22 protein-coding genes are annotated in these 25,332 nt (G+C 72.0%); 14 read left to right on the top strand and 8 right to left on the bottom strand.

Translation table 11 applies throughout. The features are described from left to right. Positions 1 to 7: 7 nt before the first annotated feature. The 3 genes from CHC11_RS23970 (at position 8) to CHC11_RS23960 (ending at position 2,932) form a co-directional block, all read left to right on the top strand. On the top strand, positions 8 to 772 hold the full coding sequence (locus tag CHC11_RS23970) for a crotonase/enoyl-CoA hydratase family protein (RefSeq protein WP_089314044.1): 765 nt from the start codon (positions 8 to 10) through the stop codon (positions 770 to 772). Between the two features lie 178 nt (positions 773 to 950). Then, positions 951 to 2,027 carry a hypothetical protein gene (locus CHC11_RS23965; protein WP_089314043.1) on the top strand — a complete coding sequence of 359 codons (1,077 nt, stop codon included), beginning with the start codon at positions 951 to 953 and terminating at the stop codon, positions 2,025 to 2,027. 251 nt (positions 2,028 to 2,278) lie between these two features. Further along, on the top strand, positions 2,279 to 2,932 hold the full coding sequence (locus CHC11_RS23960) for a L,D-transpeptidase family protein (protein ID WP_143227221.1): 654 nt from the start codon (positions 2,279 to 2,281) through the stop codon (positions 2,930 to 2,932). 36 nt (positions 2,933 to 2,968) lie between these two features. On the opposite strand, the gene arfB is transcribed toward CHC11_RS23960, so the two are convergent. Beyond that, the gene (arfB, locus tag CHC11_RS23955; protein WP_089314041.1) at positions 2,969 to 3,394 is read right to left on the bottom strand and encodes an alternative ribosome rescue aminoacyl-tRNA hydrolase ArfB; all 426 of its coding nucleotides are present in this window, start codon (positions 3,392 to 3,394) and stop codon (positions 2,969 to 2,971) included. Between the two features lie 167 nt (positions 3,395 to 3,561). Between arfB and CHC11_RS23950 the strand changes: the two genes are divergently transcribed. Continuing rightward, positions 3,562 to 4,446, top strand: coding sequence for an oxygenase MpaB family protein (locus CHC11_RS23950; protein ID WP_245919666.1), 885 nt, complete (start codon positions 3,562 to 3,564; stop codon positions 4,444 to 4,446). A gap of 193 nt (positions 4,447 to 4,639) precedes the next feature. Here the strand turns inward: CHC11_RS23950 and CHC11_RS23945 are convergent, their stop codons facing one another. The 5 genes from CHC11_RS23945 to CHC11_RS23925 form a co-directional block, all read right to left on the bottom strand. After that, positions 4,640 to 5,638: a S1C family serine protease gene (locus CHC11_RS23945; RefSeq protein ID WP_245919664.1), complete on the bottom strand. Its 999-nt coding sequence runs from the start codon at positions 5,636 to 5,638 to the stop codon at positions 4,640 to 4,642. A 247-nt stretch (positions 5,639 to 5,885) separates the two neighbouring features. Beyond that, positions 5,886 to 7,433 carry a sensor histidine kinase gene (locus CHC11_RS23940; RefSeq protein WP_089314039.1) on the bottom strand — a complete coding sequence of 516 codons (1,548 nt, stop codon included), beginning with the start codon at positions 7,431 to 7,433 and terminating at the stop codon, positions 5,886 to 5,888. Further along, positions 7,433 to 8,161, bottom strand: a complete 729-nt coding sequence (locus CHC11_RS23935; protein ID WP_245919662.1) for a response regulator transcription factor — start codon at positions 8,159 to 8,161, stop codon at positions 7,433 to 7,435. The genes CHC11_RS23940 and CHC11_RS23935 overlap by 1 nt, the downstream gene beginning before the upstream one ends. 141 nt (positions 8,162 to 8,302) lie before the next feature. Further along, positions 8,303 to 8,830: a peptide deformylase gene (gene def, locus CHC11_RS23930; RefSeq protein WP_245919660.1), complete on the bottom strand. Its 528-nt coding sequence runs from the start codon at positions 8,828 to 8,830 to the stop codon at positions 8,303 to 8,305. 100 nt (positions 8,831 to 8,930) lie between these two features. Next, positions 8,931 to 10,058 (bottom strand): DivIVA domain-containing protein, encoded by a 1,128-nt coding sequence (locus CHC11_RS23925; RefSeq protein WP_089314037.1) that lies wholly within the window; start codon positions 10,056 to 10,058, stop codon positions 8,931 to 8,933. A gap of 236 nt (positions 10,059 to 10,294) precedes the next feature. Between CHC11_RS23925 and CHC11_RS23920 the strand changes: the two genes are divergently transcribed. The 5 genes from CHC11_RS23920 (at position 10,295) to CHC11_RS23900 (ending at position 17,700) form a co-directional block, all read left to right on the top strand. Next, entirely contained in the window at positions 10,295 to 10,816 is a 522-nt protein-coding gene (locus CHC11_RS23920; RefSeq protein WP_089314036.1) for a gamma carbonic anhydrase family protein, read from the top strand. A 228-nt stretch (positions 10,817 to 11,044) separates the two neighbouring features. Next, positions 11,045 to 15,169, top strand: a complete 4,125-nt coding sequence (locus tag CHC11_RS43535; RefSeq protein ID WP_143227220.1) for an AAA family ATPase — start codon at positions 11,045 to 11,047, stop codon at positions 15,167 to 15,169. Positions 15,170 to 15,411: 242 nt separating this feature from the next. Further along, complete coding sequence (locus CHC11_RS23910; RefSeq protein WP_089314034.1) at positions 15,412 to 15,603, top strand: hypothetical protein; 192 nt, start codon at positions 15,412 to 15,414, stop codon at positions 15,601 to 15,603. A 322-nt stretch (positions 15,604 to 15,925) separates the two neighbouring features. Continuing rightward, a complete protein-coding gene (locus tag CHC11_RS23905) occupies positions 15,926 to 16,543 on the top strand; it encodes a DUF47 domain-containing protein (RefSeq protein WP_089314033.1) in 618 nt (205 codons plus the stop codon). Beyond that, positions 16,540 to 17,700 carry an inorganic phosphate transporter gene (locus tag CHC11_RS23900; protein ID WP_089314032.1) on the top strand — a complete coding sequence of 387 codons (1,161 nt, stop codon included), beginning with the start codon at positions 16,540 to 16,542 and terminating at the stop codon, positions 17,698 to 17,700. Before CHC11_RS23905 ends, CHC11_RS23900 begins: the two co-directional genes overlap by 4 nt. 140 nt (positions 17,701 to 17,840) lie before the next feature. Here CHC11_RS23900 and CHC11_RS23895 read toward each other — a convergent pair whose 3' ends face one another. After that, on the bottom strand, positions 17,841 to 19,520 hold the full coding sequence (locus tag CHC11_RS23895) for a bifunctional metallophosphatase/5'-nucleotidase (protein ID WP_089314031.1): 1,680 nt from the start codon (positions 19,518 to 19,520) through the stop codon (positions 17,841 to 17,843). A gap of 132 nt (positions 19,521 to 19,652) precedes the next feature. Between CHC11_RS23895 and mshD the strand changes: the two genes are divergently transcribed. The 5 genes from mshD (at position 19,653) to pstB (ending at position 24,779) form a co-directional block, all read left to right on the top strand. Further along, on the top strand, positions 19,653 to 20,528 hold the full coding sequence (gene mshD / locus CHC11_RS23890) for a mycothiol synthase (protein WP_179278969.1): 876 nt from the start codon (positions 19,653 to 19,655) through the stop codon (positions 20,526 to 20,528). Between the two features lie 331 nt (positions 20,529 to 20,859). Next, a complete protein-coding gene (gene pstS / locus CHC11_RS23885; protein ID WP_089314029.1) occupies positions 20,860 to 21,963 on the top strand; it encodes a phosphate ABC transporter substrate-binding protein PstS in 1,104 nt (367 codons plus the stop codon). Between the two features lie 92 nt (positions 21,964 to 22,055). Beyond that, entirely contained in the window at positions 22,056 to 23,036 is a 981-nt protein-coding gene (pstC, locus tag CHC11_RS23880; protein WP_245919658.1) for a phosphate ABC transporter permease subunit PstC, read from the top strand. After that, positions 23,033 to 23,938 carry a phosphate ABC transporter permease PstA gene (gene pstA, locus CHC11_RS23875; protein ID WP_245919655.1) on the top strand — a complete coding sequence of 302 codons (906 nt, stop codon included), beginning with the start codon at positions 23,033 to 23,035 and terminating at the stop codon, positions 23,936 to 23,938. The genes pstC and pstA overlap by 4 nt, the downstream gene beginning before the upstream one ends. 64 nt (positions 23,939 to 24,002) lie before the next feature. Then, complete coding sequence (gene pstB / locus CHC11_RS23870; protein ID WP_089314027.1) at positions 24,003 to 24,779, top strand: phosphate ABC transporter ATP-binding protein PstB; 777 nt, start codon at positions 24,003 to 24,005, stop codon at positions 24,777 to 24,779. A 53-nt stretch (positions 24,780 to 24,832) separates the two neighbouring features. Here the strand turns inward: pstB and CHC11_RS23865 are convergent, their stop codons facing one another. Continuing rightward, positions 24,833 to 25,183: a hypothetical protein gene (locus tag CHC11_RS23865; protein WP_089314026.1), complete on the bottom strand. Its 351-nt coding sequence runs from the start codon at positions 25,181 to 25,183 to the stop codon at positions 24,833 to 24,835. Between the last annotated feature and the right edge of the window lie 149 nt (positions 25,184 to 25,332).

Here is a 25,332-nt window from a genome sequence, read left to right as displayed (position 1 = left end):
GCACTGAATGACCGACGCTGTCCTTACCGAGGAAGACGGCGCCGTCCTGATCATCACCATCAACCGCCCGGAGGCCCGCAACGCGGTCAACGGCGAGGTGGCGAAGGGGATCGCGGCGGCCCTCGACGAGCTCGACTCCCGCAAGGACCTGTCCATCGGCATCCTCACCGGCGCGGGCGGGACGTTCTGCGCCGGCATGGACCTCAAGGGCTTCCTGACGGGCGACAACCCGACCGTCGAGGGACGCGGGTTCGCCGGCATCACCGAGCGCCCGGCGGCCAAGCCGCTGATCGCCGCCATCGAGGGCTACGCCCTGGCCGGCGGCTGCGAGGTGGCGCTGTCCTGCGACATGGTCGTCGCGGCGCGGGACGCCCGGTTCGGGCTGCCCGAGCCGAAGCGCGGGCTGGTCGCCGCGGGCGGCGGGCTGCTGCGGCTGCCGCAGCGCATCCCGTACCACATCGCCATGGAGATCGCCCTGACCGGCGACAAGTACCCGGCGGAGCGGATGGCCGAGCTCGGGTTCGTCAACCGGCTCGCCGAGCCGGGCGGCGCGCTCGCCGCGGCCAAGGAACTGGCCCTGAAGGTCGCCGAGAACGCCCCGCTGGCGCTCGCGGCCACCAAGAAGGTCATCGTCGAGTCCGCGGACTGGACGTCCGCCGAGGCGTGGAAGAAGCAGCAGGACATCACCCTGCCGGTCTTCATGTCCAAGGACGCCCAGGAGGGCCCGGCGGCCTTCGCCGAGAAGCGCCGGCCGAACTGGAAGGGCGAGTAGCCCTCCGGCATCGCGTCGGCACGCAGAGCGCCCGGAACTTCATAGTTCCGGGCGTTTTGTGGTTTACGTGGCGTCCTGATCTGGTCGCCCAGAAGGTTCCACTTACCCAGCAGTAAGTAATGCCGTACTCTTTTGCGCACGCTTGCTGTGATCTTGGGAGCTGTGGATCTTGCGACTGATGAGACGGAACGCGGTGCCGGCGACGATCGCCGCCCTCGCCTGCGCCGCCGGGACGGTGGCCGTGGCCGCCCCCGCGCACGCCGCCGGCTGGAAGAGCATCGGCAGTACGGCGCTCGCCTACAACGGCAGCCTGGACAAGGTCGACTTCGGCGCCAAGAACGCCGGATGGGCCGTCGGCGCGGCCGGCTCCTTCTTCGGCCCGGAGGCCAGGCTCGTCAAGTGGAACGGCTCGGCCTGGGTCGCCGACGCGAGCCCGGTCGGCTTCACCCCCACCGACGTCGCCGTCTCCAGCGCCAGCAAGGCGTGGGTCATCGGCTACAACCTGAGCGGCACCCTGGGCCTCTACTGGAACGGCACCAAGTGGAGCCAGGTCGCCTACCCGATGGTGGGCTTCCCGACCGCCGTGTCCGCCGCCGCCGACGGCACCGCCTACTCCGTCGCGGGCATCGACGCCGCGGCCGGCGGCCCGTGCGCCATCCTGCGCTGGACGGGCACCGCGTGGGTCGACCCGAAGGTCCCGCTGCCGCCCTCCTCGTCCATCACCGCCGTGGACGTCCGGGCCAAGAACGACGTGTGGCTCGCGGGCACGACGTCCGCCACCGGCACGTCCGTGACCGGCCTGGTGATGCACTTCGACGGCACGTCCTGGAAGAAGATCGACGTCCCCGGCTCCCTGGGCGTCCCCGGCTACCAGGGCACCCTGCACCGCATCGTCGCAGACTCGCCGACGAACGTGTACGTCCTGCGCGTCCGGCAGAACGCCCAGATCACCAACGCGATCCAGCGCTACGACGGCAAGACCTGGAAGACGGTCGACACCCCGCTGAACGCCGCGGGCATCGGCCTGTCCTCCGACGGCAACGGCGGCGTGGTCATGCTCCCGATCACCACCGGGACCAAGACCCAGTACATGCACTACAACGGCACCGCATGGACGACACTCAACGGCCCCGCCCGCACCGGCACCGTCCAGGCCTCCGACATCGACGCCCGCCCCGGCACCACCGGCATCGTCAGCACCGGCACGGCGTCCCAGCCCGACAAGAAGACCCCGTTCATCGAGTACTTCAGCTGACCGGTACTTCGACCGAGCGGGCATCCGGGCCGAGCAGCCCCGCCCACGCCCGTCCCGCCGCCGGTGGGACGGGCGTAGTGCCGTCCGGCCTCGCGGGCGGGTGAGGCGAACCCGGGCGGGGTAGGGATCGGGACGCGATCATCGGCACGCTCGTCCGGGGGAGAACAGGGAGCCGCGTCATGCGTTCGGGCGCCATGCGGGTCACGGTCCTCTCCTCTGTCGCGGTACTGGTTACGGCGAGTTCTCCTGCTTTGCAGGCATTTGCCCAGGAGAAGGCGGAGGCTCCCTGCCGGGCGCTCGGCCAGGGGAAGACGCGCTACGGGGCGGGTGCGGCGCGGCATGTGGTGTTCGCCGTGGCGGCCCGGTACGGGACGACCGAGGTGGTCGTCACCGAATGCGTCAGGACAGGACGTTCCTGGACAGCCGTGCTCACCGCACCCGGGCATGTCGGAAGGAACGGGTACGCCGAACCCGGTGCCAAGCGCGAGGGCGACGGCAGGTCGCCGACCGGCTCCTACAGCCTGACCGAGGCGTTCGGCGAAGGGAACCCCGGTTCCCGCCTCCCCTACCGGAGGCTTCGGGAGAGCGGCGACTGCTGGGGGTCGACGATCGGCGACCGGCGGTACAACCGCTACTACCGGGGCGCGTGCCTGCCCGCCGACGAGGATCTCTCGCAGATCATGGAGAACGGGCCCTACCGGCAGGCCGTGGTGATCAACTACAACCGGCCGCCGGACTCGCCGGTCGTCCAGGGGAACGGTTCGGCGATCTTCATGCACGTCGGCGCGGGCCGGACCGCGGGGTGCGTCTCGATGGCCCGGCCGGTGCTGGAGTCCGTGCTGCGGACGCTGCGCCCGCGCGATCGGATCATGATGGGGACGAGCCGGGCCCTGTTCCGCCGCTGAGCGGGCCGCGGGAGGGCGGCCCCGAAACGTCGGAGGCTAGTCCCAGCGGGCGTTGCGCTGGCGTTTCACGTTGCTGCGGCGCTTCTTGTTCTCCAGCCGCCGCTCGTTGATGCCGCGGGGGATCTTCTTCGGGACGCGCTTCTTCGGGGGAGGGGCCGTCGCCTCGGCCAGGAGGGTCGCCAGGCGGGTGCGGGCGGCGTCGCGGTTGCGCTGCTGGGAGCGGTACTCCTCGGCGCGGATCGTGAGGACGCCGCGGACCAGGCGGCCGGAGAGACGCTCCAGGGCGCGGGCGCGCAGCGGCTCGGGGAGGGACGGCGAGTTCGCGACGTCGAAGGAGAGTTCGGCGGCGGTGGCGCTGGTGTTGACGTGCTGCCCGCCCGGCCCCGAGGAGCGGGAGAAGCGCCAGCCGAGCTCGGACTCCGGGATGGAGATCGAGCCGCGGACATGGATCTGGGCGGGCATGCCCCCATTGTCGCAGGGAAGGATCGGCCCGTCGCTTCAATATCGTCCCCGTCCCCGTCCCCGTCCCCGTCCCCGTCGACCCCGTCGACCCGTCCCGTCGCACCGGCGACTCCCGGCCCGTACGCCCGACTGGCGACAACTGAAAGTACTTACTTACACTGGGCGCCATGACCATGCTCGCCAATGAACCCGATGACCTCGATGAACCCCGTGGCCAAGGACTTTTCCAGGACGGCGACCTGATCCGCGTCATCACGCGGGAGGGTGTGCTGATCGCCGCGGGCGGGGCCGCGTCCCTGCTGCAGACCGCGCACCCCAAGGTGGCGCAGGGCGTCTACGACCACAGCTACACGGCGGACGACCCGCTGCGCAGGCTGCGCAACACGATGGGGTGGCTCTACGCGGTGCAGTTCGGGACGCGGGAGGAGGCCGAGACCTTCAGCGCCCTGGTCACCAAGGGGCACGCGGCCGTCACCGGCCCCGACTACGAGGCGAACGACCCGGAGTTGCAGGTGTGGGTCGCGGCCACGCTGTTCGCGGTGGCGGTGCAGTTCTACCAGGTGGTCTTCCGGCGGACGCTCACCGGTGCGGAGCTGGAGGAGTTCTACCGGCAGACCAAGGTCTACGCGACGATCCTCGGCTGCCCGGAGGAACGGATGCCGGGGACCTATCCGCAGTTCCGCGAGTACTACGCGGGCATGCTGCGCAGCTTGGAGATCACCGACGCGTCGCGGGCCATCGCCGAGCAGGTGCTCAACCCGAGGCTGCCGGGCGGCCCGCTGCACGCGCCCGGCCTGGCGGCGATCCGGCTGCTCACCGCGGGGCTGATGCCCGCGCCGATCCGCGAGCAGTACGGGTGGGAGTGGAACGCGCGGCGGGAGCGCCGGTTCCGCCTCCTGGTCGGCGTGATCGCGCTCGTGTACCCGCGGCTCCCGCTGCGGCTCCGCACGCTGCCGCGCGAGTACTACCTGCTCACGACGCGGCGCATGCTGGCCAAGCTGAAGCGCCGCCCGGCCGTCGAGGTCCGGGGCGCGGCCCCGGAAAAGAGCTGACCACCGGTGCGGGCCGGGCAGGGCGCCGGGTCCGCGGGAGACGAATGTGAGCGGCCGCGTGACTCACTGGCAGGTCACGCGGCCGCTCTCCCATGCTCGGTCCTCCCGCCCGGCCCGGCCGGAAGGACCTACCGGCCCGGGTCGCCGTCCGCCGTCCGCTCCCCCCAGAGCACTGGCCGGACGACGTCCCGGGTCAGACCGATGCGCCGGCGATGATCGCGTCGGCGGCCTTCTTGGCGGAGTCGATGGGGATGGCGAAGCCGACTCCGATGTTCCCCTCGCTGCTCCCGGACGTGGCGATGGCGGTGTTGACGCCGATGACCTGGCCCGCGACGTTGACCAGCGCGCCGCCGGAGTTGCCGGGGTTGATGGCGGCGTCGGTCTGGATCGCGTTCTTGATCACGGTCTGCTGCTGCTGCGACAGCCGGCCCTGGAGCCCCGGCGGGAGCTGCTGCTCGTCGCCGCCCTCCTGGATCTCGCGTCCGAGGGCGCTGACGATGCCGGACGTCACCGAGCCGTCCAGCCCGAGCGGGCTGCCCACGGCCAGGACCTCGTCGCCGACCGAGACGCGGCCACCGGCGCCGAGCGTCGCGGGCCTGAGGCCGGACACCCCCCGCGCCCTGACCACGGCGATGTCCTCCGCCTTGTCGGTGCCGAGGACCTGCGCCGACGCGGTCCTGCCGTCGCTGAACTTCACCGCGACCTGCTCGGCCCCGGACACCACGTGCGCGTTGGTGAGGATCACCCCGTCGGAGCGCAGGACCACGCCCGAGCCGCCCTCCACGCCGGATGCGGTCTGCGCCTGGATCGACACCACGCTCGGCTGGACGGCGGCGGCGACCTGCGCGGTCGTGCTCTTGGACCCGGCCCCCGAGACGGCCGTCGGGCTCGCGTAGACGGTGCTCTCGTGCGTCAGCGCCAGCACCACGCCCGCTCCGGCGCCGCCCGCCCCCAGGGCCAGTGCCATGGCGGCGCCCACCGCGGCGAGCCTGTGCCGCGTCGTGCCCAGCACGCCCGTGCCGAACATGCCGGGACGGGGCGGCGCCGGCTGCTGCGGTGGTGGCGGCGGCGGGACGGCGCCCGTCCACTGCGGGTAAGGGACGAAGCCCTGCGCGCTGGGCTCCCCGTGTCTGCTGGGTTCCCCGTGTCTGCTGGGCTCCCAGGGCGGCTGCTGTGGCCGGTCGGCGTTCATCGGATCCCCCTGTCGCTCTCTCACCATGAAGAGTGCGTCCCGGGTCTGCAGGCCGCCTGGAGTCAACCTGAAAGTGTGCTGAACGCCTAGATGTCATGAAAAAGCGGCCGAAGGATCGTCCCTTCGGCCGCCGCGCCGGTCCTTCCTAGGCTGGCCAGGGCGCGGCCTCCCGCTCCCCGTCGAGACCGGGGCGCGCCCTGTGGACCCATTGGAACCCACGATCCTGAACGTTTCCTGAAAGCCGTCTCTAGTCTTCGGCCAGAGGCAGGACGACCGAGAACGTCGCGCCCTCGCCGGGCGTGGAGTCGGCCCGGACGACGCCCTCGTGGGCGGCGACGAGCGCGGCGACGATGGCGAGGCCGAGACCGGCGCCGCCGTCGTCGCGGGAGCGGCCCTCGTCGGAGCGGTAGAAGCGCTCGAAGACCCGGTCCACCTGCTCGGGAGCCAGGCCGGGCCCCTGGTCGGCGACCGCGACGACCGCCGCCGGCTCGTCGCGCAGCGTGCCCGGCGACAACCGCACCTCGACCGGCGTGCCCGCCGGGGTGTGCGTGATCGCGTTGGTGAGCAGGTTGCCGAGGACCTGCCGCAGCCGCGGTTCGTCCCCCCGCACCTGGTACGCCAGCCCTCCCTCGACGGTGAGGTCGATCGTGCGATCGGGTGCCAGGACTCTCGCCTCCTGGACAGAGTCGGCGGCGACGGCGAGCAGGTCCACCGGGCGCCGCTCGATCGGGCGCTGGCGGTCCAGCCGGGCGAGCAGCAGCAGGTCCTCCACGAGCAGGCCCATCCGGGACGCGGTCTCCTCGATCCGGCCGATCAGCCGGTCCAGTTCCCCGGGGGAGCGGGCGGCGCCCTGCCGGTAGAACTCGGCGAATCCGCGGATCGCGGTCAGCGGGGTGCGCAGCTCGTGGCTGGCGTCCGCGACGAACCGACGCATGCGCTCCTCCGAGCGCAGGGCCGTCTCCTCCGAGCGCCGTGCCGTCTCTTCCGAGCGCCGTGCCGCCGCCTCCGACTCCGCACGCGCCCCGAACGCCGCCTCGATCTGCCCCAGCATCGTGTTCAGCGACCGCCCGAGCCGGCCCATCTCCGTCCCCGGGTCCGCCTCCGGGACGCGCCGGGACAGGTCGCCCGCCGCGATCGCGCCCGCCGTCTCCTCCACCGCCGACAGCGGCCGCAGACTGGCCCGGACGACGCCCACGCCGACCACCGCCAGCACGGCCAGCACGGCCAGCCCGACGATCGCGTCGATCACCACCAGCCGCTGCACGGTCCGGTCGATCTCCTCCAGGCTGAACGCGAGCACGATCACCGCGCCGCCGGGGATCGGCTCGGCCAGGATCCGCCAGGTCGACCCCCCGGTCCCGGTCACCGTGAACGGCCGGTCGACGTGCTCGTTCAGGTCGGCCGGCAACCGCGGATGGCCGGACTCGCTCCACGCCTCGTTCTGCCCGAGCGAGCGGCCGTCGGTGGTGCGGATCTGCCCGTACATCTCGCTCGGGATCCGCACGGTGATCCGCGTCTGCCCGCTCTGCAGCTGCGGGACGACCTGGTCGATCGCCCGCCCGACCGAACCGCGCAGCTGGTCGTCGGCGCGTCCGACGAGGTACTGCCGCAGCACCGACGCGCCCGCCGCGCTCATCACCGTCATGCCGAGCGTGACCAGGACGAGCATCCCGGCGATCAGCTTGACGCGCAGCGACGTGCGGGCCCACAGCCGCGCGAGCCCTCCGGCGGGCGCCGCGCCGCCGGCGCCCCGCGCCGCGGGAGGGGCGGCGGACGCCGGGGCCCGCGTGGCCATCAGCCCGTTCTCGACGGCTCGCGCAGCACGTAGCCGACGCCGCGCAGCGTGTGGATCAGCCGGGGCTCGGTGTTGTCGACCTTGCGGCGCAGCGCGGACACGTACGACTCGACGATGCCCGCGTCGCCGCGGAAGTCGTAGTTCCACACGTGGTCGAGGATCTGCGCCTTGGACACGACCCGGCCCGCGTTCGCCATGAAGTAGCGCAGCAGCTTGAACTCGGTCGGCGACAGCTGGACGGACCTGCCGCCGCGCCACACCTCGTGGCTGTCCTCGTCCAGCTCGATGTCGGCGAAGACCATCCGCGGCGACGGCTCGGTCATGCCGCCGCGGAACCGCCGCAGCACCGCCCGGATGCGGGCGATGACCTCCTCCAGGCTGAACGGCTTGGTGACGTAGTCGTCGCCGCCGATCGTCAGCCCCTTGATCCGGTCCTGGACGGCGTCCCGCGCGGTCAGGAACAGCACGGGGGTGTGGTCGCCGCCGGACCGCAGCCGCCGCGCGACGTCGAACCCGTCGATGTCGGGCAGCATCACGTCCAGCACGATCAGGTCGGGACGGTGCCGCCGCGCCGACTGCACCGCGTCCGCGCCGTTGGTGGCGGTGATCACTTCGAAGCCGGTGAAGCGCAGGCTGCCGGCGAGGAGCTCCAGGATGTTGGGCTCGTCCTCGACGACGAGCAGCGTCGCCTCCGCCACCCTGCCGCCGTTCGCCTTACGTTCGACCACTGGCACAGTCCCCCTCCACATCATTCCAGAGGTTTCCATCCCAACCTGAACGTCCCCTGAATGCGGGCAGAGGACAGGTCGAGAGCCCGCCCCGACAGGAGGGCCGCACGGGACGGCGCAGTGCCCGCCTTCCTCCCGCGCCTACTCGCGGAGGGCGCGGATGGCGCGCATCGCCTCGCGGCGGGCGTCCCCGGACAGAACGTCGATGTAGACCTCGCCCGCCAGGTGCCCGCATTCGTGCTGGAGGCAGCGGGCGAAGTACCCGGTGCCCTCGACGCGGACGGGCCTGCCCTTCACGTCCACGCCCTCGACGGCGGCGTGCTGGTAGCGGAGCGTGTCGAAGCGCAGGCCGGGGATCGACAGGCAGCCCTCCGACTCGACGACCTGCTCGCCGTCGGCGGCCACCAGCGTCGGGTTGACGACGTGGCCGACGTGGCGGCGCCCCCGGTCGTCCTCGCAGTCGTAGACGAACACCCGCAGGCCGACGCCGATCTGGTTGCCGGCGAGACCGGCGCCGTCCTCCTCGTACATGGTGACGAACATGTCGTCGACGAGGCGCTCCAGGGACGCGTCGAACGTCCGGACCGGGTCGCACTCGGTCCGCAGGACCGGGTCCCCGAGAAGCCTGACCGGGCGGGCGGTTCCGCGCGGATGGGTCCGTTTGCTCACGATCAAGATCCTATATAACGGCAGATCCTGGAAAACGCGCCGGGCGGTGCGCCCGGCCTGCTCAGGGCCCGGCGCACCGCCCGGCGGCGGCGTGCTCGCTCTACAACTCGATCGGGCCGCGCTGCTGCGGCGGGATGGGGGTGGTCGCGGGGCCGCCGGAGTCCTCGTCCGGGCGGGCGGGCTTGGCCTGCGACGGAGCCTGCGGCGGAGCCTGCGGCGGGGCCTGCGGCGCGGGGGCGTCGGCGGCCGGGGAGGGCTCGGGCTTCTTGACCGGCGGCGCGGTCTGCGGCGGGCTCGCCTGCGGCGGGGCCGACTGTGCCGGGCTCGGCTGCGCGGGGATCGGCTGTGCGGGGCTCGCCTGGGCGGGGCCTGCCTTCGCCGGAGCCGCGGGGGCGGCGGGCTTGGCCGGGGCGGGCTTGGCGGCGGCCTGCACCGGCTTGGGTCCCGTCGCGGGCGCGGGCTGCGCGGGGCTCGCCTGCGCGGGCTGCGCCTGCGGTGCCTGCTTGCCCTGGGGACGCGGCCCCGGGCTCTGCCGGACGGCGTCCTCGACCATCTTCTCCAGCGGACCGGCCTCGTTCTCGGCGGTCAGCAGCCGGTGCAGCGTGTCGCTGATCTCGGTGAGGCGCTGGAGGGCCTGGGTGTGGTTCTTCGTGAGCGCGGTGAGCCGCTGGGTCGCACCCTCGTTGATCACACTGGCCCGGCGCTCGGACGCGGTGAGGGTGCGCTCGGCCTCCAGCCGGGCGCTGGTCACCGTCTGCTCGGCCTCCTGCTTGGCGGACGACAGGACGCTCTCGGACTCCTTCTTGGCGGAGGCGAGCACGTGCTCGGCCTTCTCCTGCGCCTGGGCGAGGTTCCGGTCGGCGTGGGCGCGGGCCTCGTCGATGACCCGCTTGGACTCGTGCTCGGCGTCCTTGCGGATCTCGCCGCCCTTGGCCTCGGCCTCGGCCAGCTTCTCCTGGGCCTCGTCCTCGGCGAGGTTGATGATCTGCCGGAGCCGGTCGCTCAGGTCGTCGCCGGTCGGCTTGCGGGCCTCCCGGACCTCGGCCATCTCGCGGCGGATCCGCTCGACCTCGTCCTGCGCGCGGGCGAGCCGCGCCTCGAGTTCACGGTGCTTCTGCTGGGCGCGGGCGATGTAGTCGTCGACCTGGCGGCGGTTGTAGCCGCGCATGACGATCTCGAAGGACTCTTCTTGGAGGAGGTTCGGCAGGATTTCGGCTTCGTTGCTCATGATGCCTTGGGGGTCGTTGGCGGGGGTCGGCGCCCCGTCAGGGTCGGTTGAGATGCGATCCTCACCCGCCGGTGAGCGGCCCACGGTGGGAAACGTCAGGACGACTCTTGTCCGGTCCACCCCATTCGCGCAACCGGAACGCACTTCTCGCTGCCGTTTCGTCACACGGACATGCGCGACAAACTATCCAATCTACGGAGAAATTGCTTCACCGGGGGGCGGCTACCATCGGCGCCATGAGCTACCTGGGAGCGTTGGGCGAGGACCGGCCGGAGATCGATCCCACGGCGTGGGTCGCGCCCGGCGCGGTCGTGGTCGGACGGGTGAGGCTGGGCCGCGCGTCCAGCGTCTGGTACGGCTCGGTGCTGCGCGGCGACGACGAGGAGATCGTCGTCGGCGAGGAGTGCAACATCCAGGACCTGAGCTGCATGCACTCCGACCCGGGCATGCCGGCCGTCCTGGAGGACCGGGTCAGCCTCGGCCACAAGGCGATGGTGCACGGCGCCCACGTCGAGACCGGCTCGCTCATCGGCATCGGCGCCATCGTGCTGAACGGCGCCCGCATCGGCTCCGGGACGCTCATCGCGGCCGGCGCGCTCGTCCCGCCCGGCAAGAAGATCCCGTCCGGGGTGCTCGTCGCGGGCACGCCCGGCAAGATCGTCCGGGAGCTGACCGACGACGACCGTGCCGTCCTGCGGTACACGCCCGAGGTCTACGTCCAGAAGGCCGAACGGCACCGCACCGCCCAGTGGGACTGAACCGCCGGTCGGGCTGAACCGCGGGTGGGACTGAACCGCCGGTGGGGCTGAGCCGCGCGGGTTCGGGAAACGGTGCGGCGCGGACCGAAACGCGTGGCGGGGACGGCGCCAAAGTGCTCCGTCCCTTGCCCGACCCGGGTGTTTCCCTGTCTCTGATAGTCATCTGACCTGCGGTTACGCGGGGAAGTGGTCGCGGAGGGGAGCCCCGGCCGGATTCTGCTGACTACGATGACCATCGTGGTGTGGGGACCGGGCTATGGCAGCGCTCCGCCGCCCAGCCCCCCGGCGGGGCACGATCCGTTCACGGAGGCAGAGCGCGACACGAGGGCGATGGTGGCCGCCGCGTGGTGGCCGTCGGCGCCTCCGCAGCAGCGCCATCACGCCATCGCCGGCCGCATGCTCGTCCTGCCGGACGGGACGTGGTGGCTGTTCGGCGCGTGGGCCCGCTGGTACCGGCTGCACCCGTCCGACGGGCAGTGGTACCTGTGCCCGCCGCCGCGCATCCCCTCCGTCCGGATGGCCGCGAGGCCCGCGCAGCAGGGGGCCGGGCAGGTCCCGGCACTGCCGCCGCACGTCATCCCGGCCGGGCCCGACTTCTCCTACGACCCGCCGTCCGGGCTGCCCTTCGTCGCGCACGGGTTCGCGACGGAACTGACCTCGCAGGTCCGCTCGACCGTGGAGTCCGCCGCCACGCTGCCCGCGCCCGACTACCCGCACTGGTGGCGGGAGTTCACGAGCGAGACGCCGTCCACCGTCGCCGTCGCCTGGGGCGTGATGCTGTGGTGCTCCGCCGCGCCCGCGTTCGACTCGCGGCTGGACGCCCAGATGCTCGACCTGTGGAAGCCCTACCGCGCCAGGCCCCTCCCCGACGTGGACGGCCCGCGCTGGCTCACCCCGCCCGCCCTGGAGTCGCTGGTCGCGCTCTACGCCGAGCGACTGCGCGCCAGCCGGGTGGACGCCGCGGTCGTCGTCCTGCGGACGATGTGGGCCGTCGCCAGCGCGCTCCGCGACGACGTCCGGTTCCAGGTGAGGGCGGACGCGCTGCTCGCCATCCTCGGCGCCACCCTGTCCAACCCGACCGTCGACTACGGGGCGCTGCCTTACGGGGACCAGGCGATCGTCCAGCAGTGGCTGACGCGGTGCCCGCCCAACCTGGTGCCCGCGCTGAGGAACGAGAGCTCGCCGGGGGACAACTTCCGGCACGCCTTCTACACGCTCAGCGAGCTGGTGGCCGACCTGTCGGGCGACCCCGCCGAGCCGGCCTACATCGAGCCCCGGCTCGTGGCCGCCGCCCTGCTCGCCTCCGATCTGGACGTCGTCCGCAAGGACATGGTCGGCACGATCGTGCCCTGGCTGGACCCGGAGATCCGCTACACCGTGCAGGCGGTGTCGCAGCAGAAGGGGCACCCGCTGCGCCGGTTGTGGCCGCAGGACATGCGGCTCCCGGAGCCGCTGCGGTCGGCCGCCGGATCGGGTCCGGGCGCCGAGTCGCTGCTCGCCGCCATGTACGAGGTCGACCTGGCGTGGTGCCGGCTCGGCGGCATGCCCGCCCGTCCGCGCGGCTTCCCCGTCCCGACCGCGGTCGTCGCCGGGATCATCGGACGCAACCGGGCCCGCGCCACGGCCGCCGCGCCGACGACCACGCCGCCGCCCAACCCGGCGCCGCCGCAGCCGTCCCCGTTCAACATGCCGAGCCAGCCCGGCATCGCTCCTGGCGCGTCGCCGCAGGAGGCGTCCGGGGCCAACTTCGTACCGTCCGAACCCGGCCGCCCGTTCGTCCAGCCGCCCGCGCAGCCAGGCTGGGAGAACGCGCCCGGCCCGGCCGCCGGGCATGCCCAGGGCCCCCTGCCCGGCCAGGGCCAGCAGGCCGCGTTCGCCTCCCCGCAGCCTTCGGGGTCCCCGGGGTTCGCGTCCCCGGACCCGATGCTGGGCGGCCACTCGCCGGCCGAGGAGGACAAGGACGAGGGCGGCGTCGCGCCGCCGTACACCGAGCTGGGATTCCAGCGCCCCGGTGCGGCGCCGCCGTCGCCTATGCAGAGTCCGGCGCCTCCGGTACCCATGCAGAGTCCGGCGCCGCCCGCTCCCATGCAGAGTCCGGCGCCGCCCGCGCCGGTGCCGGGCCCGCAGTCGGCCCCGCCCTCGCCCCCGGCCCAGCCTGCGGCGCCCGAGCCGGTACAGGCGGGCCATACGCCCGCGCCCCCTCAGGAGCTCGGAGGCTTCTCCCCTCCGGAGGAGGAGCAGGACGACAACTTCGTGCCGCCGTACACGGTGCTGGGGTACCAGCCGGCGGGCTCCGCTCCGCCGCCGCAGCCGGGCGCGCAGCCGAACGTCCAGCCGGGCCTGGCGAACCTCGCGCCTCCCGTGCCTGAGCCGCAGCCTCAGGCGTTCGACCCGTCCGCGACGCGCGTGGAAGACCAGGGCCCCCCGCAGCAGGGCCACCAGAATCAGCCGGGCCGGCCGCCGGGGACGCGCATCCTCGGCCCGGGCGACCTCGAAGACGCCCCGCCCAACCCCGTGCCCCCCAAACCCGTGCCCCCCAACCCCGTGCCTCCCGTCCCGGGAGGCGGCCCCGGGACGAAGGTCATGTCCGGCACGATGGTCGGCGGCTTCGACTTCCTCGACGACACCCCGTCGCCGGACCAGCCCGTCCACGAGATCCCGCCGCCGAGCGACCGCAGCACCCGCCGCGTCCTGGAGCGGTTCGGGTTCGGCTTCGTGTACGGCGAGCACGACGCGGCCGTGCTCCTCGGCGACCTGAAGGCGCAGGCCGAGGAGTGGAACGCCCCGGCGGGCGAGGACATCGAGCGCACCCGCGTGGACGGCGCGCCCAGTTCGATCAGGTCCGGCGTCCCCGGCGTGCTGCTGGTCGGCGCCCCGCACTCGGGGCAGCGGCGGCTCGCCCGGATGATCGCGCTGACGCTGGCCAACGCGGGGTTCGGCGACGGGTCGATCCGCGCGCACGACGCCGAGGACGTCCGCAACGCGCCGCCGGAGCGGCTCGGGCGGCTGCTCGGGCAGCCGGGCCCGGTGATCCTCTTCGAGCGGCTGGACGTGGCCGTCGCCGGCGCGTCCGACCCCGCCGCGCTCGTCGGCGCGGTGCGCCGCGCCCGCCGCGACCCGGCGAGCACCACGCCGGTGATCGCGACCTGCGAGCCGCGCGCCTACAAGCGGCTGCTGCAGGACCACCCGAAGCTCGTGCAGGCGTTCCGCGTCCACCGGCTGCCCGACTTCGGCGACCTCGACAACCGGATGACGCTGCTGCACCTGCTGGCGGAGGAGCGGCGCGTCACGATCGGCGCGGCGGCCCTGGAGGTGGTCCGCGCCGACCTGGAGCGGCTGCGCGGGCCGGGCGACCTGGTGAACGCGCGGCTGGTCGAGGCGTACCTGGACCAGGCGGCCCAGCGGAACATGGAGCGCGCCGGGGCGTCCCACGACCGGCTCGTGCTGACCCCGGACGATCTCGCGGGCGTAGCCGAGGGGATCGAGCCGGCGCTGCGCGCGCCCGGCGACATCGACGGCTACCTGCACCGGCTCGACCAGCTCACCGGCCTGGAGGACGTCAAGGCCGCCGTGGCGGAGCTGGCCGAGGAGGCGGGGCTCGCGGCCGACCGGGCCCGGTACGGGATGTCCGGCGGCGATGCGCGGCACCTGGTCTTCGCGGGGCCGCCCGGCACCGGCAAGACGACCGTCGCCGGCCTCGTCGGCGGCATCTACGCGGCGCTCGGGCTGCTGAACTCCGGGCACGTGGTCGCCTGCCGCCCCGTCCACCTGGCGGGACGCGACCGGGTCGACACCGAGAACCGGGTCGCGAGCATGGTCGAGCAGGCGCTCGGCGGTGTGCTCCTCATCCAGGAGGCGCACCTGCTGGACCGGTCTCCCGCCGTGGTGGGGGAGCTGCTGCGCCACATGAAGCGGGGCGCGGAGGGCCACGGCAGGGCCCGGTTCATGGTGGTCTGCTCCAGCCCGGCGGCGGAGATGGAGGGCTTCCTCGCTGGAAACCCCGCCTTCCGCGGCGAGTTCGGGCGGACCCTGGAGTTCACCGGGATGGGCGACCGCGACATGGTCCAGCTCTTCCAGCGCTATGCCGAACGCGACCTCTACATGCTGGACGAGGAGCTGCGCGTCGAGCTGCTCAACCGGTTCTCGCGGCTGCGGGACGACCCCCAGTTCGCCTACGCCCGGACGGTCCGCACGCTGTTCGACCAGACGGTGGCGCGGCAGGCGGCCCGGCTCGCGGGGGCCGACGTCAACGCCGCGACCGTGGCCCGGCTGACGGTCCGCGACCTGCCCGAATCGCCGCTGGAGCAGATGCTCGGAGGCTTCCACCAGGGGACGCAGCAGGGTTTCCAGTAGGAGCGGTGACCGGCCGGTTCGTCCCGTGGAGATGGGTCACGCGCATCAGACGGGCATCACCTGGGAAGACTAGCCAGTCCGGGGCGCGGCTCATGAAAGCGGTGTGTGCGGCCGTCCGGCGGCGCACGCGGGCCTCCCCCGGACGGACAGGGTCGAGGTGGCCCTCGAATGGCCCTCTTGGGTCATGTGCCCGCCGCGGCGAGACGCGTAGCCTCGACGACGGGTGTGGGGAACGAACGGAGGTGGACGCGGTGCGCCAGAACCTCGATCTGCGCGTCCACGACCGCGTTGCGCTGGACGAGATCGAACTCTATGCCGAGATGCTCGGCGCGGTGGCGGCGGCGGAGCGGCCGCTGACCGTCGCCGAGATCGACATGGTACTCGGAGTACGGTCCGGCGACGCCGGTCGACGTGAGCTGACGCCACGAGATTGAGCACCGTAACCGGGGACGCCGTTTCGGGGCGTCCCCGGTTCGTCTTTTCCACCCCGCCGTAGCTCGCCGCCCATGTCGCGGCACTGTAACGAATCTCACTCATGATCACCGCTTTCGGGGTGCTCAGCCCTCCGGAACGGCCCGAAACGGCGAACGTTCCTCCAGATAGGGGGCTTCTCGCGGGGTATGTACCTCCTGATCTAGGGCAACCTTGTAGGTGAGAGGATGGCGGACAGCAGCCGAAGCCGGGGCAAAGGTTCTTTTTACGGCTGGTTGCGCCTACGATCCTCAGCGGACTGTTCCGGCACATCAGGAGAACGACGTGCGCTTGCGTCTCACGCCGCGTGAGGACAGCTTCTACGACATGTTCGCCGACTCGGCGAACAACCTGGTCACCGGCGCCAGGTTGCTCGTGGAACTCATCAGCGACGGCGCCGACCGGGCGGCGATCGCGGAGAAGATGCGCGCCTGCGAACATGCGGGCGACGAATGCACCCATGCGATCATGCGACGGTTGAACGAAACGTTCATCACGCCCTTCGACCGCGAGGACATCTACCGGCTGGCCTCCACGATCGACGACGTCATGGACGAGATGGAGGAGGCCGCGGACCTCGTCGTGCTCTACAAGATCGACGAGTTCCCGAAGGGCATCGTCCACATGGTCGAGGTCCTGGAGCGCGCCGCCGAACTGACCGCCGAGGCCATGCCCCGGTTGCGGTCGATGAAGGAGCTCAACGAGTACTGGATCGAGATCAACCGCCTGGAGAACCAGGGCGACCAGGTCTACCGCAAGCTGCTGGCCCAGCTGTTCAGCGGCGAGTACGACACCCTGACCGTGCTGAAGATGAAGCAGGTCATCGACCGGCTGGAGGACGCCGCCGACGCCTTCGAGCACGTGGCGAACACGGTCGAGACCATCGCGGTCAAGGAATCATGAGCGCTGCCGAGGACCCCGGCGCCACCCTCACCCGAGAGTCCCCGGCCACCGCCGAGACGCTGGGGGAGCAGGCGACCCGCCGGGTCTCCGGACGCGCCTGGCTGCTCCTGCTGGCCGGCGTGCTGGTCGTCATGATCGCGGGCGCGCTCGGGCTGCGCTCGGGCGCGCAGACGGCGGTGCTGATCCTCGTCGTCGTGGTGGCCCTGGTGTTCGACTACACCAACGGGTTCCACGACGCGGCCAACGCGATCGCCACGGCGGTCTCGACCCGTGCGCTCACCCCGCGGGTGGCGCTCGGCATGGCAGCCGTGATGAACATGATCGGGGCCCTGCTCGGCGTCGGCGTCGCAAAGACGATCAGCGAGGTGATCACGCCGCCGAGCGGCCTGCACGGCCTCACCGTCGTCGCGGCCGGCGTGCTGGGAGCGATCACCTGGAACCTGATCACCTGGTACTTCGGGCTGCCGTCCTCGTCCTCGCACGCGCTGATCGGCGGAGTCGTCGGGGCCGGGCTGGCCTCGCTGTCGGAGGTCAACTGGACCAGTGTCGTCGACAAGGTCGCGGTGCCGATGGTGGTGTCGCCGGTGGTCGGGTTCTGCCTGGCCTACCTGGTGATGGTCGCGATCCTGTGGATCTTCCGGCGGTCCAACCCGAGCCGCGTCGGCCGCCGCTTCCGCATCGCGCAGACCATGTCCGCCGCGTCCCTCGCGCTCGGCCACGGGCTGCAGGACGCCCAGAAGACGATGGGCATCATCGTCCTCGCGCTGGTCACGACCGGGCACTCGGACGGCAGCTCCGTTCCCTGGTGGGTCATCATCGCGTGCGCGGGGGCGCTGTCGGCCGGGACCTACGCGGGCGGCTGGCGCATCATGCGCACGCTGGGCCGCAAGGTGATCGAGGTCGATCCGCCGAAGGGCTTCGCCGCCGAAGCGACCGCGTCCGTCGTCCTGTACGCGACCGCCTTCATCTGGCACGCTCCAATCTCCACCACCCACACGATCACCTCGGCGATCATGGGGTCGGGCGCCACCAAGCGGCTCTCCGCGGTCCGCTGGGGCGTCGCCGGCAACATCCTCGTCGCGTGGGTGCTCACGATGCCCGCCGCCGCGGCGGTCGCGGCGGTCGTCTACTACGTCGTCCACTTCTTCGGCGCGTGACCTCGGGGGCCCGCCCCTGATCGAAGCGCCGGGCCGGCATGCGCGTGGCCCGTGCGCCAGGACGCCCCGAGGCGTCCCGGCACACGGGCCACGCCCGCGCTCACCGATCCGAGACCGTGCTCACTGATCCGAGATCGTGCTCACTGACCCGAGATGCGGTTCAGCGGGGGCGGGGTGACCGTCCCCTGGGCGGTGAAGTAGGCGACGAACGCGTCCAGGTCGATGGGGCCGAGGACCTGGTCCTCGCCCTCGGTGAAGACGGAGAAGCCGTCACCGCCGCCGAGGAGGAAGTTGTTCGCCGCGACCTTGTAGGTGGTGGCCGGGCCGGCCGGGGCCCCGTCGATGGTGATCGCCGAGACGCGGTCGCCGACGGGCCTGCCGCGGTCGATGGTGAAGCGCAGGTTCGCCGACGGCTGGAGGATCTTCTCGCCCGCGGCCGTCCACTGCTGCTCCAGGAGGGCGTCGATCTGCGCGCCCGTGAGCGAAGTCACGCCCATCACGTTGCTGAACGGCTGCACGGCGAACGCCTCGCCGTAGGTGACGACCCCGTCGCCCTCCGAGCCGCTCGCCCTGTAGACGAGGTCGGTGCGGACGCCGCCCGGGTTCATGAGCGCGACCTGGGCGCCGAGGTCCCTGGTCCCGGCGAGCTGGCCGTCGGCGATCACGTCGCCGAGCGCGGTCTCGCCCGCGGCGGAGGGGGCGCGGGTCAGATCCGCGGTGATCCTGCCGATGGGCTTGTCTGCGATCGCGGAGACCCGGTCCTTCCAGGTCTGCACGAACGTCTGCGTCGCCGGGTCCGGCGGGACGTCCCGCGTCACGACGTGGTTGTCGGCGTTGACCGAGGACCGGACGACGTCGCCGGTCCGCCGGTCCACCCTGAGGTTCACCTCGGTGATGACGCGGCCGAAGGACGAGCCCGAGGAGAACAGCCGCGCGTTGCCCGCCGGGTCCTTGACCGAGCAGAGGTACTGCTGGTGGGTGTGCCCCGACAGCACCATGTCGATCTCGGGGTCGGCCTGCTGGGCGATGCGCGTCCCGGCGCCGGGCACGACGCCGCACTCGTCCGGCCGCTCGCCCGCCTTGACCTGGTCGCCCTCGTGCACGAGCACGACCATCGCTCGGACGTGCCGGCGCTTCAGCTCGCGCGCGGCCTGGTTCGCGGCGTCCACCTCGTCCTGGAACTTCAGGTCCTTGATGCCCTCGGCCGTGACGATGCTCGGCGTGGTCCTGGTGACGAGGCCGATGAAGCCGATCCGGACGCCGTTGACGCGGCGGATCGTCCACGGCCTGATGGCGGGCCGGTCGTTCTTCTTCAGCAGGACGTTCGCACCGAGGTAGTCGAACTTCGCGCCGCGCCACCTGCCCGCCGGGGAGCAGCCGTCGACGGGGTGGCAGCCGCCGTTCTGGATGCGCCGCAGCTCCTGGTAGCCCTCGTCGAACTCGTGGTTGCCGACCGCCGACGCCGTGACGCCCGCGTCGCCGAGGAACTGCACGGACGGCTCGTCGTGGTAGGCGGCCGAGATCAGCGGCGAGGCGCCGATCAGGTCGCCCTGCGCGACGGTGAGGGTGTGGCGGTCGCGCAGCTGCTTGAGGTGGGCTGCGATGTAGGCGGCGCCGCCGGCGGGGACGGCGTCGCCGTTCTCGTCGATGGCCGTCCCCGAGCTTCCGGACGGGGGTTCGAGGTTGCCGTGGAAGTCGTTGAGTGCGATGAGCCGCACGGACGCGGTCGGCGCGGGGCGCGCGGCGGCGGGTTGCGCGGCCACGCCCACGACCGTCAGCCCCGCCGCGGCGCAGGCCAGGAAGGTGCGTCGTCGAATCATTCTGTGGACGCTAGATTCGCCCGGCATACGGTACCCGGCGGCCCGGTGACGTTTCCATGACGAATTGATCAGGGAGGATGCGGATCGGGGCGTTCGCCTGGCAGAGGCCGGCCCCGGCATAGGGTGTGGACCGTGAGTGAGCTGCGGGCGCGCGGGACGCTGGGGGACGCCGAGGTGGCCGAGGCGCTGGAGGTGGCCGCGGCCGCGGCCGCGGCCGACGGGGTGGGACCGCTGTCGGAGCACGCCCTGCTGGCCCTGCGGGGCGGCCGGTCCGGTCTCGCGGTGTCCGACGGCGGGACCGTCGTGGCCTACGCCCACTTCGATCCGGCGTCCGGGGAGGAGCCCGCGGCGGGCGAGCTGGTCGTCCATCCGGAGCAGCGGCGCCGCGGGCACGGGCGGGCGCTGCTGCGCGCCCTGCGGGACGAGGCCGGCGGACCGCTGCGGGTGTGGGCGCACGGTGATCTCCCGGCCGCCGCCGCGCTCGCGTCCGCCGAGGGGATGGAGCGGGCCCGCGCGCTGCTCCAGCTGCGGCGCCCGGCCGCCGATCCGCTGCCGGAGGCGCGCGTCGCCGAGGGCGTGTCGATCCGCGCCTTCGAGCCGGGCCGGGACGAGGGCGCCTGGCTGGAGGTGAACGCCCGCGCGTTCGCCGACCACCCGGAGCAGGGCGCCTGGACGCTGGACGACGTCCGCGAGCGCGAGGCCGAGACCTGGTTCGACCCGGCCGGCTTCTTCCTCGCCGAGCGGGACGGGCGGCTCGCCGGCTTCCACTGGACGAAGGTGCACCCGGGCGGCATCGGGGAGGTCTACGTCGTGGGCGTCGACCCGTCCGCGCAGGGCCTCGGCCTCGGTCGGACGCTCACCCTGCGGGGCCTGCACCACCTGCGCGCCATCGGCATGGACCAGATCATGCTGTACGTGGACGAGTCGAACACCGCCGCCGTCCGCCTCTACGAGTCCCTGGGCTTCGCCCGCCACGCCGTGGACGTCATGTACGCCACGACCCCGTAACACCCCCCCCGCTGCCCATGCTCGCGGCCTTGTAAGGCGCCCGTCAGCTGGGCGAACCCCCGTTACCCAGATGCCGGTCGGCCAACCCCGCCTGGGGCTGTCCCGACCGGGATTTTGGGGTGGTGAGCTGCGATGTTAACCCCGCGGTCACGACGAATCGGGGCATTCTTCGCAACTGTGCTCGTCTGCGTTCATTCGCCGTTCACCTGGATCGGGGCGGCTGGTCACCTCGCCTGCCTAGCGTCGCATTCGACGGTGAACCCGTCGTCCGGTCGACATGGGCCGGGGCGGCTCGGGGGACCCGCCCGACGAAACTCAAGGAGACCCTCCGGTGAAGAACGGTTCCCGACTCGCCGCCCTGGGCGGTGTGGTCGTAGCGGGGGCGCTGGCCCTCTCCGCCTGCGGGAGCGACAACAACACGACGGCGAGTTCGAGCGCTGCGCCGTCCGGCGACATCGACTGCGCGAAGGCCAGCGTCAACGCCGCCGGGTCGAGCGCGCAGAAGAACGCGATGGAAGAGTGGACGAAGCTCTACTCGTCCAAGTGCGCGGGCGCCAACCTGAACTACAACCCGAGCGGCTCGGGTGCGGGCATCCAGGCGTTCACGAGCGGGCAGGTGGCGTTCGCCGGCTCCGACTCGTCCCTCAAGCCCGAAGAGGCCGCCGCCGCGCAGAAGCGCTGCCAGGGGAGCAACGCGCTGAACCTGCCGATGGTCGTCGGCCCGATCGCGGTCGTGTACAACGTGCAGGGCGCGGACGGCCTGAAGGTCTCGCCCGAGACGCTCGCGGGCATCTTCTCCGGCAGGATCAAGACCTGGAACGATCCGGCGATCGCCAAGGAGAACGACGGCGCCAAGCTGCCGTCCGACCCGATCAAGCCGATCTACCGCTCGGACGAGTCCGGCACCACGGAGAACTTCACGAACTACCTGCACACCACCGCGCCGAAGGCCTGGACGTGGGAGAAGGCCAAGAAGTGGCCGAACTCCACCGGCCAGGGCGCGCCGAAGTCCGACGGCGTCACCAGCCAGGTGAAGAGCACCAAGGGCGCGATCTCCTACGTGGAGATGTCGTACGCGGAGAACAACAAGCTGCAGACCGCGCACGTCAGGAACGGCGCGGGCGAGTTCGCCGAGCTGTCGCCCGACAGCGCGTCCAAGGCCGTCGCCGGGGCGCAGGTCGTCGGCACCGGCAACGACGTCGCGCTGAAGATCGACTACGCGACCAAGGAGCCGGGCGCCTACCCGATCGTCCTGGTCACCTACGAGATCGCGTGCGAGAAGGGGCTGCCCTCCGAGCAGGGCGGGTTCGTCAAGTCCTTCCTCACCTACACCTCCAGCGCGGACGGCCAGAAGATCCTGACCGCCAAGGGCTACGCGCCGCTCCCGCAGAGCGTGCTGACCAAGGTCCAGGCGTCCGTCAAGGCCCTGTCCTGACAGCACAAGACGGGAACCGCAGCCCCGCCGCCGAGATCATCGGCGGCGGGGCCGACGCGGGTTCCGGCGACATGATCGAAGGAGGACGTCCCGTGACGAGCGAGACCGGTGTCGGCGCGGCCGCCGGCGTCGACCGCCGTGCCGCCGCGAGGCGGATGAGCACCGGACGGGCCGGAGACAGGATCTTCGTCTCGGCGGCCCGCGGCTCCGGCATCACCGTGCTGCTGATCATGGCCGCGATCGCGGTCTTCCTCGTGTGGAAGGCCGTCCCGGCGCTGCAGGACAACAAGGCGAACTTCCTGACCGCCGAGGAATGGAACCCGAACGCGACGCCGCCGAGGTTCGGCATCGCGCAGCTCGCGTTCGGGACGGTGGTGTCGTCGCTGCTGGCGATGCTCATCGCGACGCCGGTGGCGGTCGGCATCGCGCTGTTCATCTCCTTCTACTCGCCGCGGCGGCTCGCCTCCGGCCTCGGGTACGTCGTGGACCTGCTCGCGGCGGTGCCGAGCATCGTCTACGGGCTCTGGGGCCTGGTCTTCCTGTCCCAGCACATGGAGGGGATCAGCAGGCTCCTGAACTCGGTCCTCGGCTGGATCCCGCTCTTCGGGGGCGACTCCCCCGGCAAGAACTCGATCTTCACCGCCTCCGTGGTGCTCGCGATCATGATCCTGCCGATCATCTCGTCGATCTCGCGCGAGGTGTTCCTGCAGGTGCCGCGGGCCAACGTGGAGGCCGCGCTCGCGCTCGGCGCCACCCGCTGGGAGACGATCCGGCTGGCGGTGCTGCCCTACGGCCGCTCCGGCATGATCGGCGGCGCCATGCTCGGGCTCGGCCGCGCCATGGGCGAGACGATCGCGGTCGCGATGGTCCTCACCTTCGTCCCCGGCATCAACCTCCACCTGCTGGAGAACGGCGGCGCCACGTTCGCCTCCAACATCGCCAACAGCTTCGCCGAGGCGTCCACCACCGGGCGCGGCGCCCTCATCGCCTCCGGCCTGGTGCTGTTCGTGATCACCCTGCTCGTGAACATGGCGGCCCGCGCGGTCGTCGCGCGCCGGAAGGAGTTCGTGTGACCGCCGTCTCCACCCGCAAGCCCGACCCCGGCGCCCGGCTGGCGCCGGTGTCGGCCGGGCGCAAGATCAAGGACCGGGCCGTCCAGGCCCTGGTCTACCTCGCGTTCGCGCTGGCGCTCATCCCGCTGCTGTCGGTGCTGTGGACCGTGGTCGTGAACGGCGCCGAGCGCCTCGACCCGACGTTCTTCCAGTTCTCGATGAACGCCGTCAGCGGCAGCGACGCCGGCGGCGGCGCCTACCACGCGATCATCGGCACGCTGGAGCAGGTGCTGATCACCAGCCTGATCGCCGTGCCGATCGCCGTGCTCACCGCCGTCTACCTGGTGGAGTACGCCGGCAACGGGCGGCTCGGCAAGGTGATCAGCTTCACCGTGGACGTGATGACCGGCATCCCGTCGATCGTCGCGGGGCTGTTCGTGCTGGCGCTGTGGCTGCTGACGTTCGGCTTCGACTTCTCCGGGCTCGCCGGGTCCCTCGCCCTGACGATCCTGATGATCCCGACGGTCGTGCGGGCCACCGAGGAGATGCTCAAGCTCGTCCCGAACGACCTGCGCGAGGCGTCCTACGCGCTCGGGGTGCCGCGCTGGCGGACGATCTGCTTCGTCATCCTCCCGACCGCGATGACCGGCATCGTCACCGGCGTCATGCTCGCCGTCGCCCGCGTGATGGGCGAGACGGCGCCGCTGCTGCTCACGATCTTCTTCACCAAGGCGATCAACAACGACCCGTTCGACGGCGCGCAGGCGTCGCTGCCCACCTTCATCTGGGAGCAGGCCGCCGACCCCAGCCAGAACTCGATCGACCGGGCCTGGACGGGGGCGCTCGTGCTGATCGGGATCATCATGCTGCTCAACCTGGTCGCCCGGCTCGTCGCGCGGCGCAAGGCGCCCGCGGGGCGCTGACCCCCCTGGTCCGACAGCCGCGCATTAGCAGAGCCCCTGATCCAGAGAAAGGAACCCTGACCCCATGGCCAAGCGGATCGAGGTATCCGGGCTGCACGCCTACTACGGCGGCGTCCACGCCATCGAGGACATCTCGATGACGGTCGAACCGCGCTCGGTGACGGCGTTCATCGGGCCGTCGGGCTGCGGCAAGTCCACGTTCCTGCGCACCCTCAACCGGATGCACGAGGTCATCCCGGGCGCCCGCGTCGAGGGCAAGGTCATGCTGGACGAGGAGGACCTGTACGACTCGGCCGTCGACCCGGTCGCGGTGCGGCGCGTCGTCGGGATGGTGTTCCAGCGGCCCAACCCGTTCCCCACCATGTCGATCTACGACAACGTGGCGGCCGGGCTGAAGCTGAACGGCGTCCGCCGCAAGGGCCGGCTGGACGAGGTCGTCGAGGAGTCGCTGCGCGGGGCCAACCTGTGGAACGAGGTCAAGGACCGGCTCGCCAAGCCCGGCGCCGGCCTGTCGGGCGGGCAGCAGCAGCGGCTCTGCATCGCGCGGGCGATCGCCGTCCAGCCCCAGGTGCTGCTGATGGACGAGCCGTGCTCGGCGCTCGACCCGATCTCCACCCTCGCGATCGAGGACCTGATCGAGAAGCTGAAGACGCAGTACACGATCGTGATCGTCACGCACAACATGCAGCAGGCGGCCCGGGTCAGCGACCGCACCGCGTTCTTCAACATCGCGGGGACGGGCAAGCCCGGCAGGCTCATCGAGATCGACGACACCAGCAAGATCTTCGCCAACCCGGACCAGAAGGCCACCGAGGACTACATCACCGGCCGCTTCGGCTGATCGTCGGCTCGGTCCGTCCCCGGAGTCGGTCGTCGACCGAGGCGTGGACCGCCCTAGCGCGGCCGGGCGTGGTCGGGGCAGAGCGTCTTGATCCACCCCCGGCCGGTCTCGCTGCCGGGCTCGCCGCAGACCTCGCACGTGCGGCGTGACTCGTCGCGGGCGGCCCGCAGGATGGCGCTGATCCGGGTGCCGAGTTCGCGGGTGATGCCGAACTCGCCGGTGACGGGGTCGACGTACGCGCCCAAGTGGACGTCCAGCATGCCGTACTTCTCCTTGACCTGAGCCACCTGGTAGTTCGGCAGCACGGCGATGAGCTCGGCGTGGGTCCGCAGCAGGATGCCGCGCCACCCGGGTCCGACGAAGTCGAGGTACTCGGGTATCTGCCTGTCCGCCACGTTCGTCATGGAAAGCGATCCTGCCCGAAGTGCGCTGCCGAGGCGCTGCCGAACTCAGCCCGTTCAGGTCAGGCGCGGCGGCCTGGCGGTCTGCCCCGGCCCGGCCGCCCCCCCGGCGGCGCCAGACGTTAGGACGCCGCTCGGGAACCGGTGAGCCG

This window comes from Actinomadura mexicana (genome assembly GCF_900188105.1).
Taxonomy (GTDB): domain Bacteria; phylum Actinomycetota; class Actinomycetes; order Streptosporangiales; family Streptosporangiaceae; genus Spirillospora; species Spirillospora mexicana.
This window is presented reverse-complemented; position numbering and strand designations above follow the sequence as displayed.

Coding starts and splice junctions, on each gene's coding strand:
- CHC11_RS23970 (WP_089314044.1), top strand. CDS start 8: ATGACCGACGCTGTCCTTACCGAGGAAGACGGCGCCGTCCTGATCATC.
- CHC11_RS23965 (WP_089314043.1), top strand. CDS start 951: ATGAGACGGAACGCGGTGCCGGCGACGATCGCCGCCCTCGCCTGCGCC.
- arfB (WP_089314041.1), bottom strand. CDS start 3,394: ATGCCCGCCCAGATCCATGTCCGCGGCTCGATCTCCATCCCGGAGTCC.
- CHC11_RS23950 (WP_245919666.1), top strand. CDS start 3,562: ATGACCATGCTCGCCAATGAACCCGATGACCTCGATGAACCCCGTGGC.
- CHC11_RS23945 (WP_245919664.1), bottom strand. CDS start 5,638: ATGAACGCCGACCGGCCACAGCAGCCGCCCTGGGAGCCCAGCAGACAC.
- CHC11_RS23940 (WP_089314039.1), bottom strand. CDS start 7,433: ATGGCCACGCGGGCCCCGGCGTCCGCCGCCCCTCCCGCGGCGCGGGGC.
- CHC11_RS23925 (WP_089314037.1), bottom strand. CDS start 10,058: ATGAGCAACGAAGCCGAAATCCTGCCGAACCTCCTCCAAGAAGAGTCC.
- CHC11_RS23920 (WP_089314036.1), top strand. CDS start 10,295: ATGAGCTACCTGGGAGCGTTGGGCGAGGACCGGCCGGAGATCGATCCC.
- CHC11_RS43535 (WP_143227220.1), top strand. CDS start 11,045: ATGACCATCGTGGTGTGGGGACCGGGCTATGGCAGCGCTCCGCCGCCC.
- CHC11_RS23900 (WP_089314032.1), top strand. CDS start 16,540: ATGAGCGCTGCCGAGGACCCCGGCGCCACCCTCACCCGAGAGTCCCCG.
- CHC11_RS23895 (WP_089314031.1), bottom strand. CDS start 19,520: ATGATTCGACGACGCACCTTCCTGGCCTGCGCCGCGGCGGGGCTGACG.
- pstB (WP_089314027.1), top strand. CDS start 24,003: ATGGCCAAGCGGATCGAGGTATCCGGGCTGCACGCCTACTACGGCGGC.
- CHC11_RS23865 (WP_089314026.1), bottom strand. CDS start 25,183: ATGACGAACGTGGCGGACAGGCAGATACCCGAGTACCTCGACTTCGTC.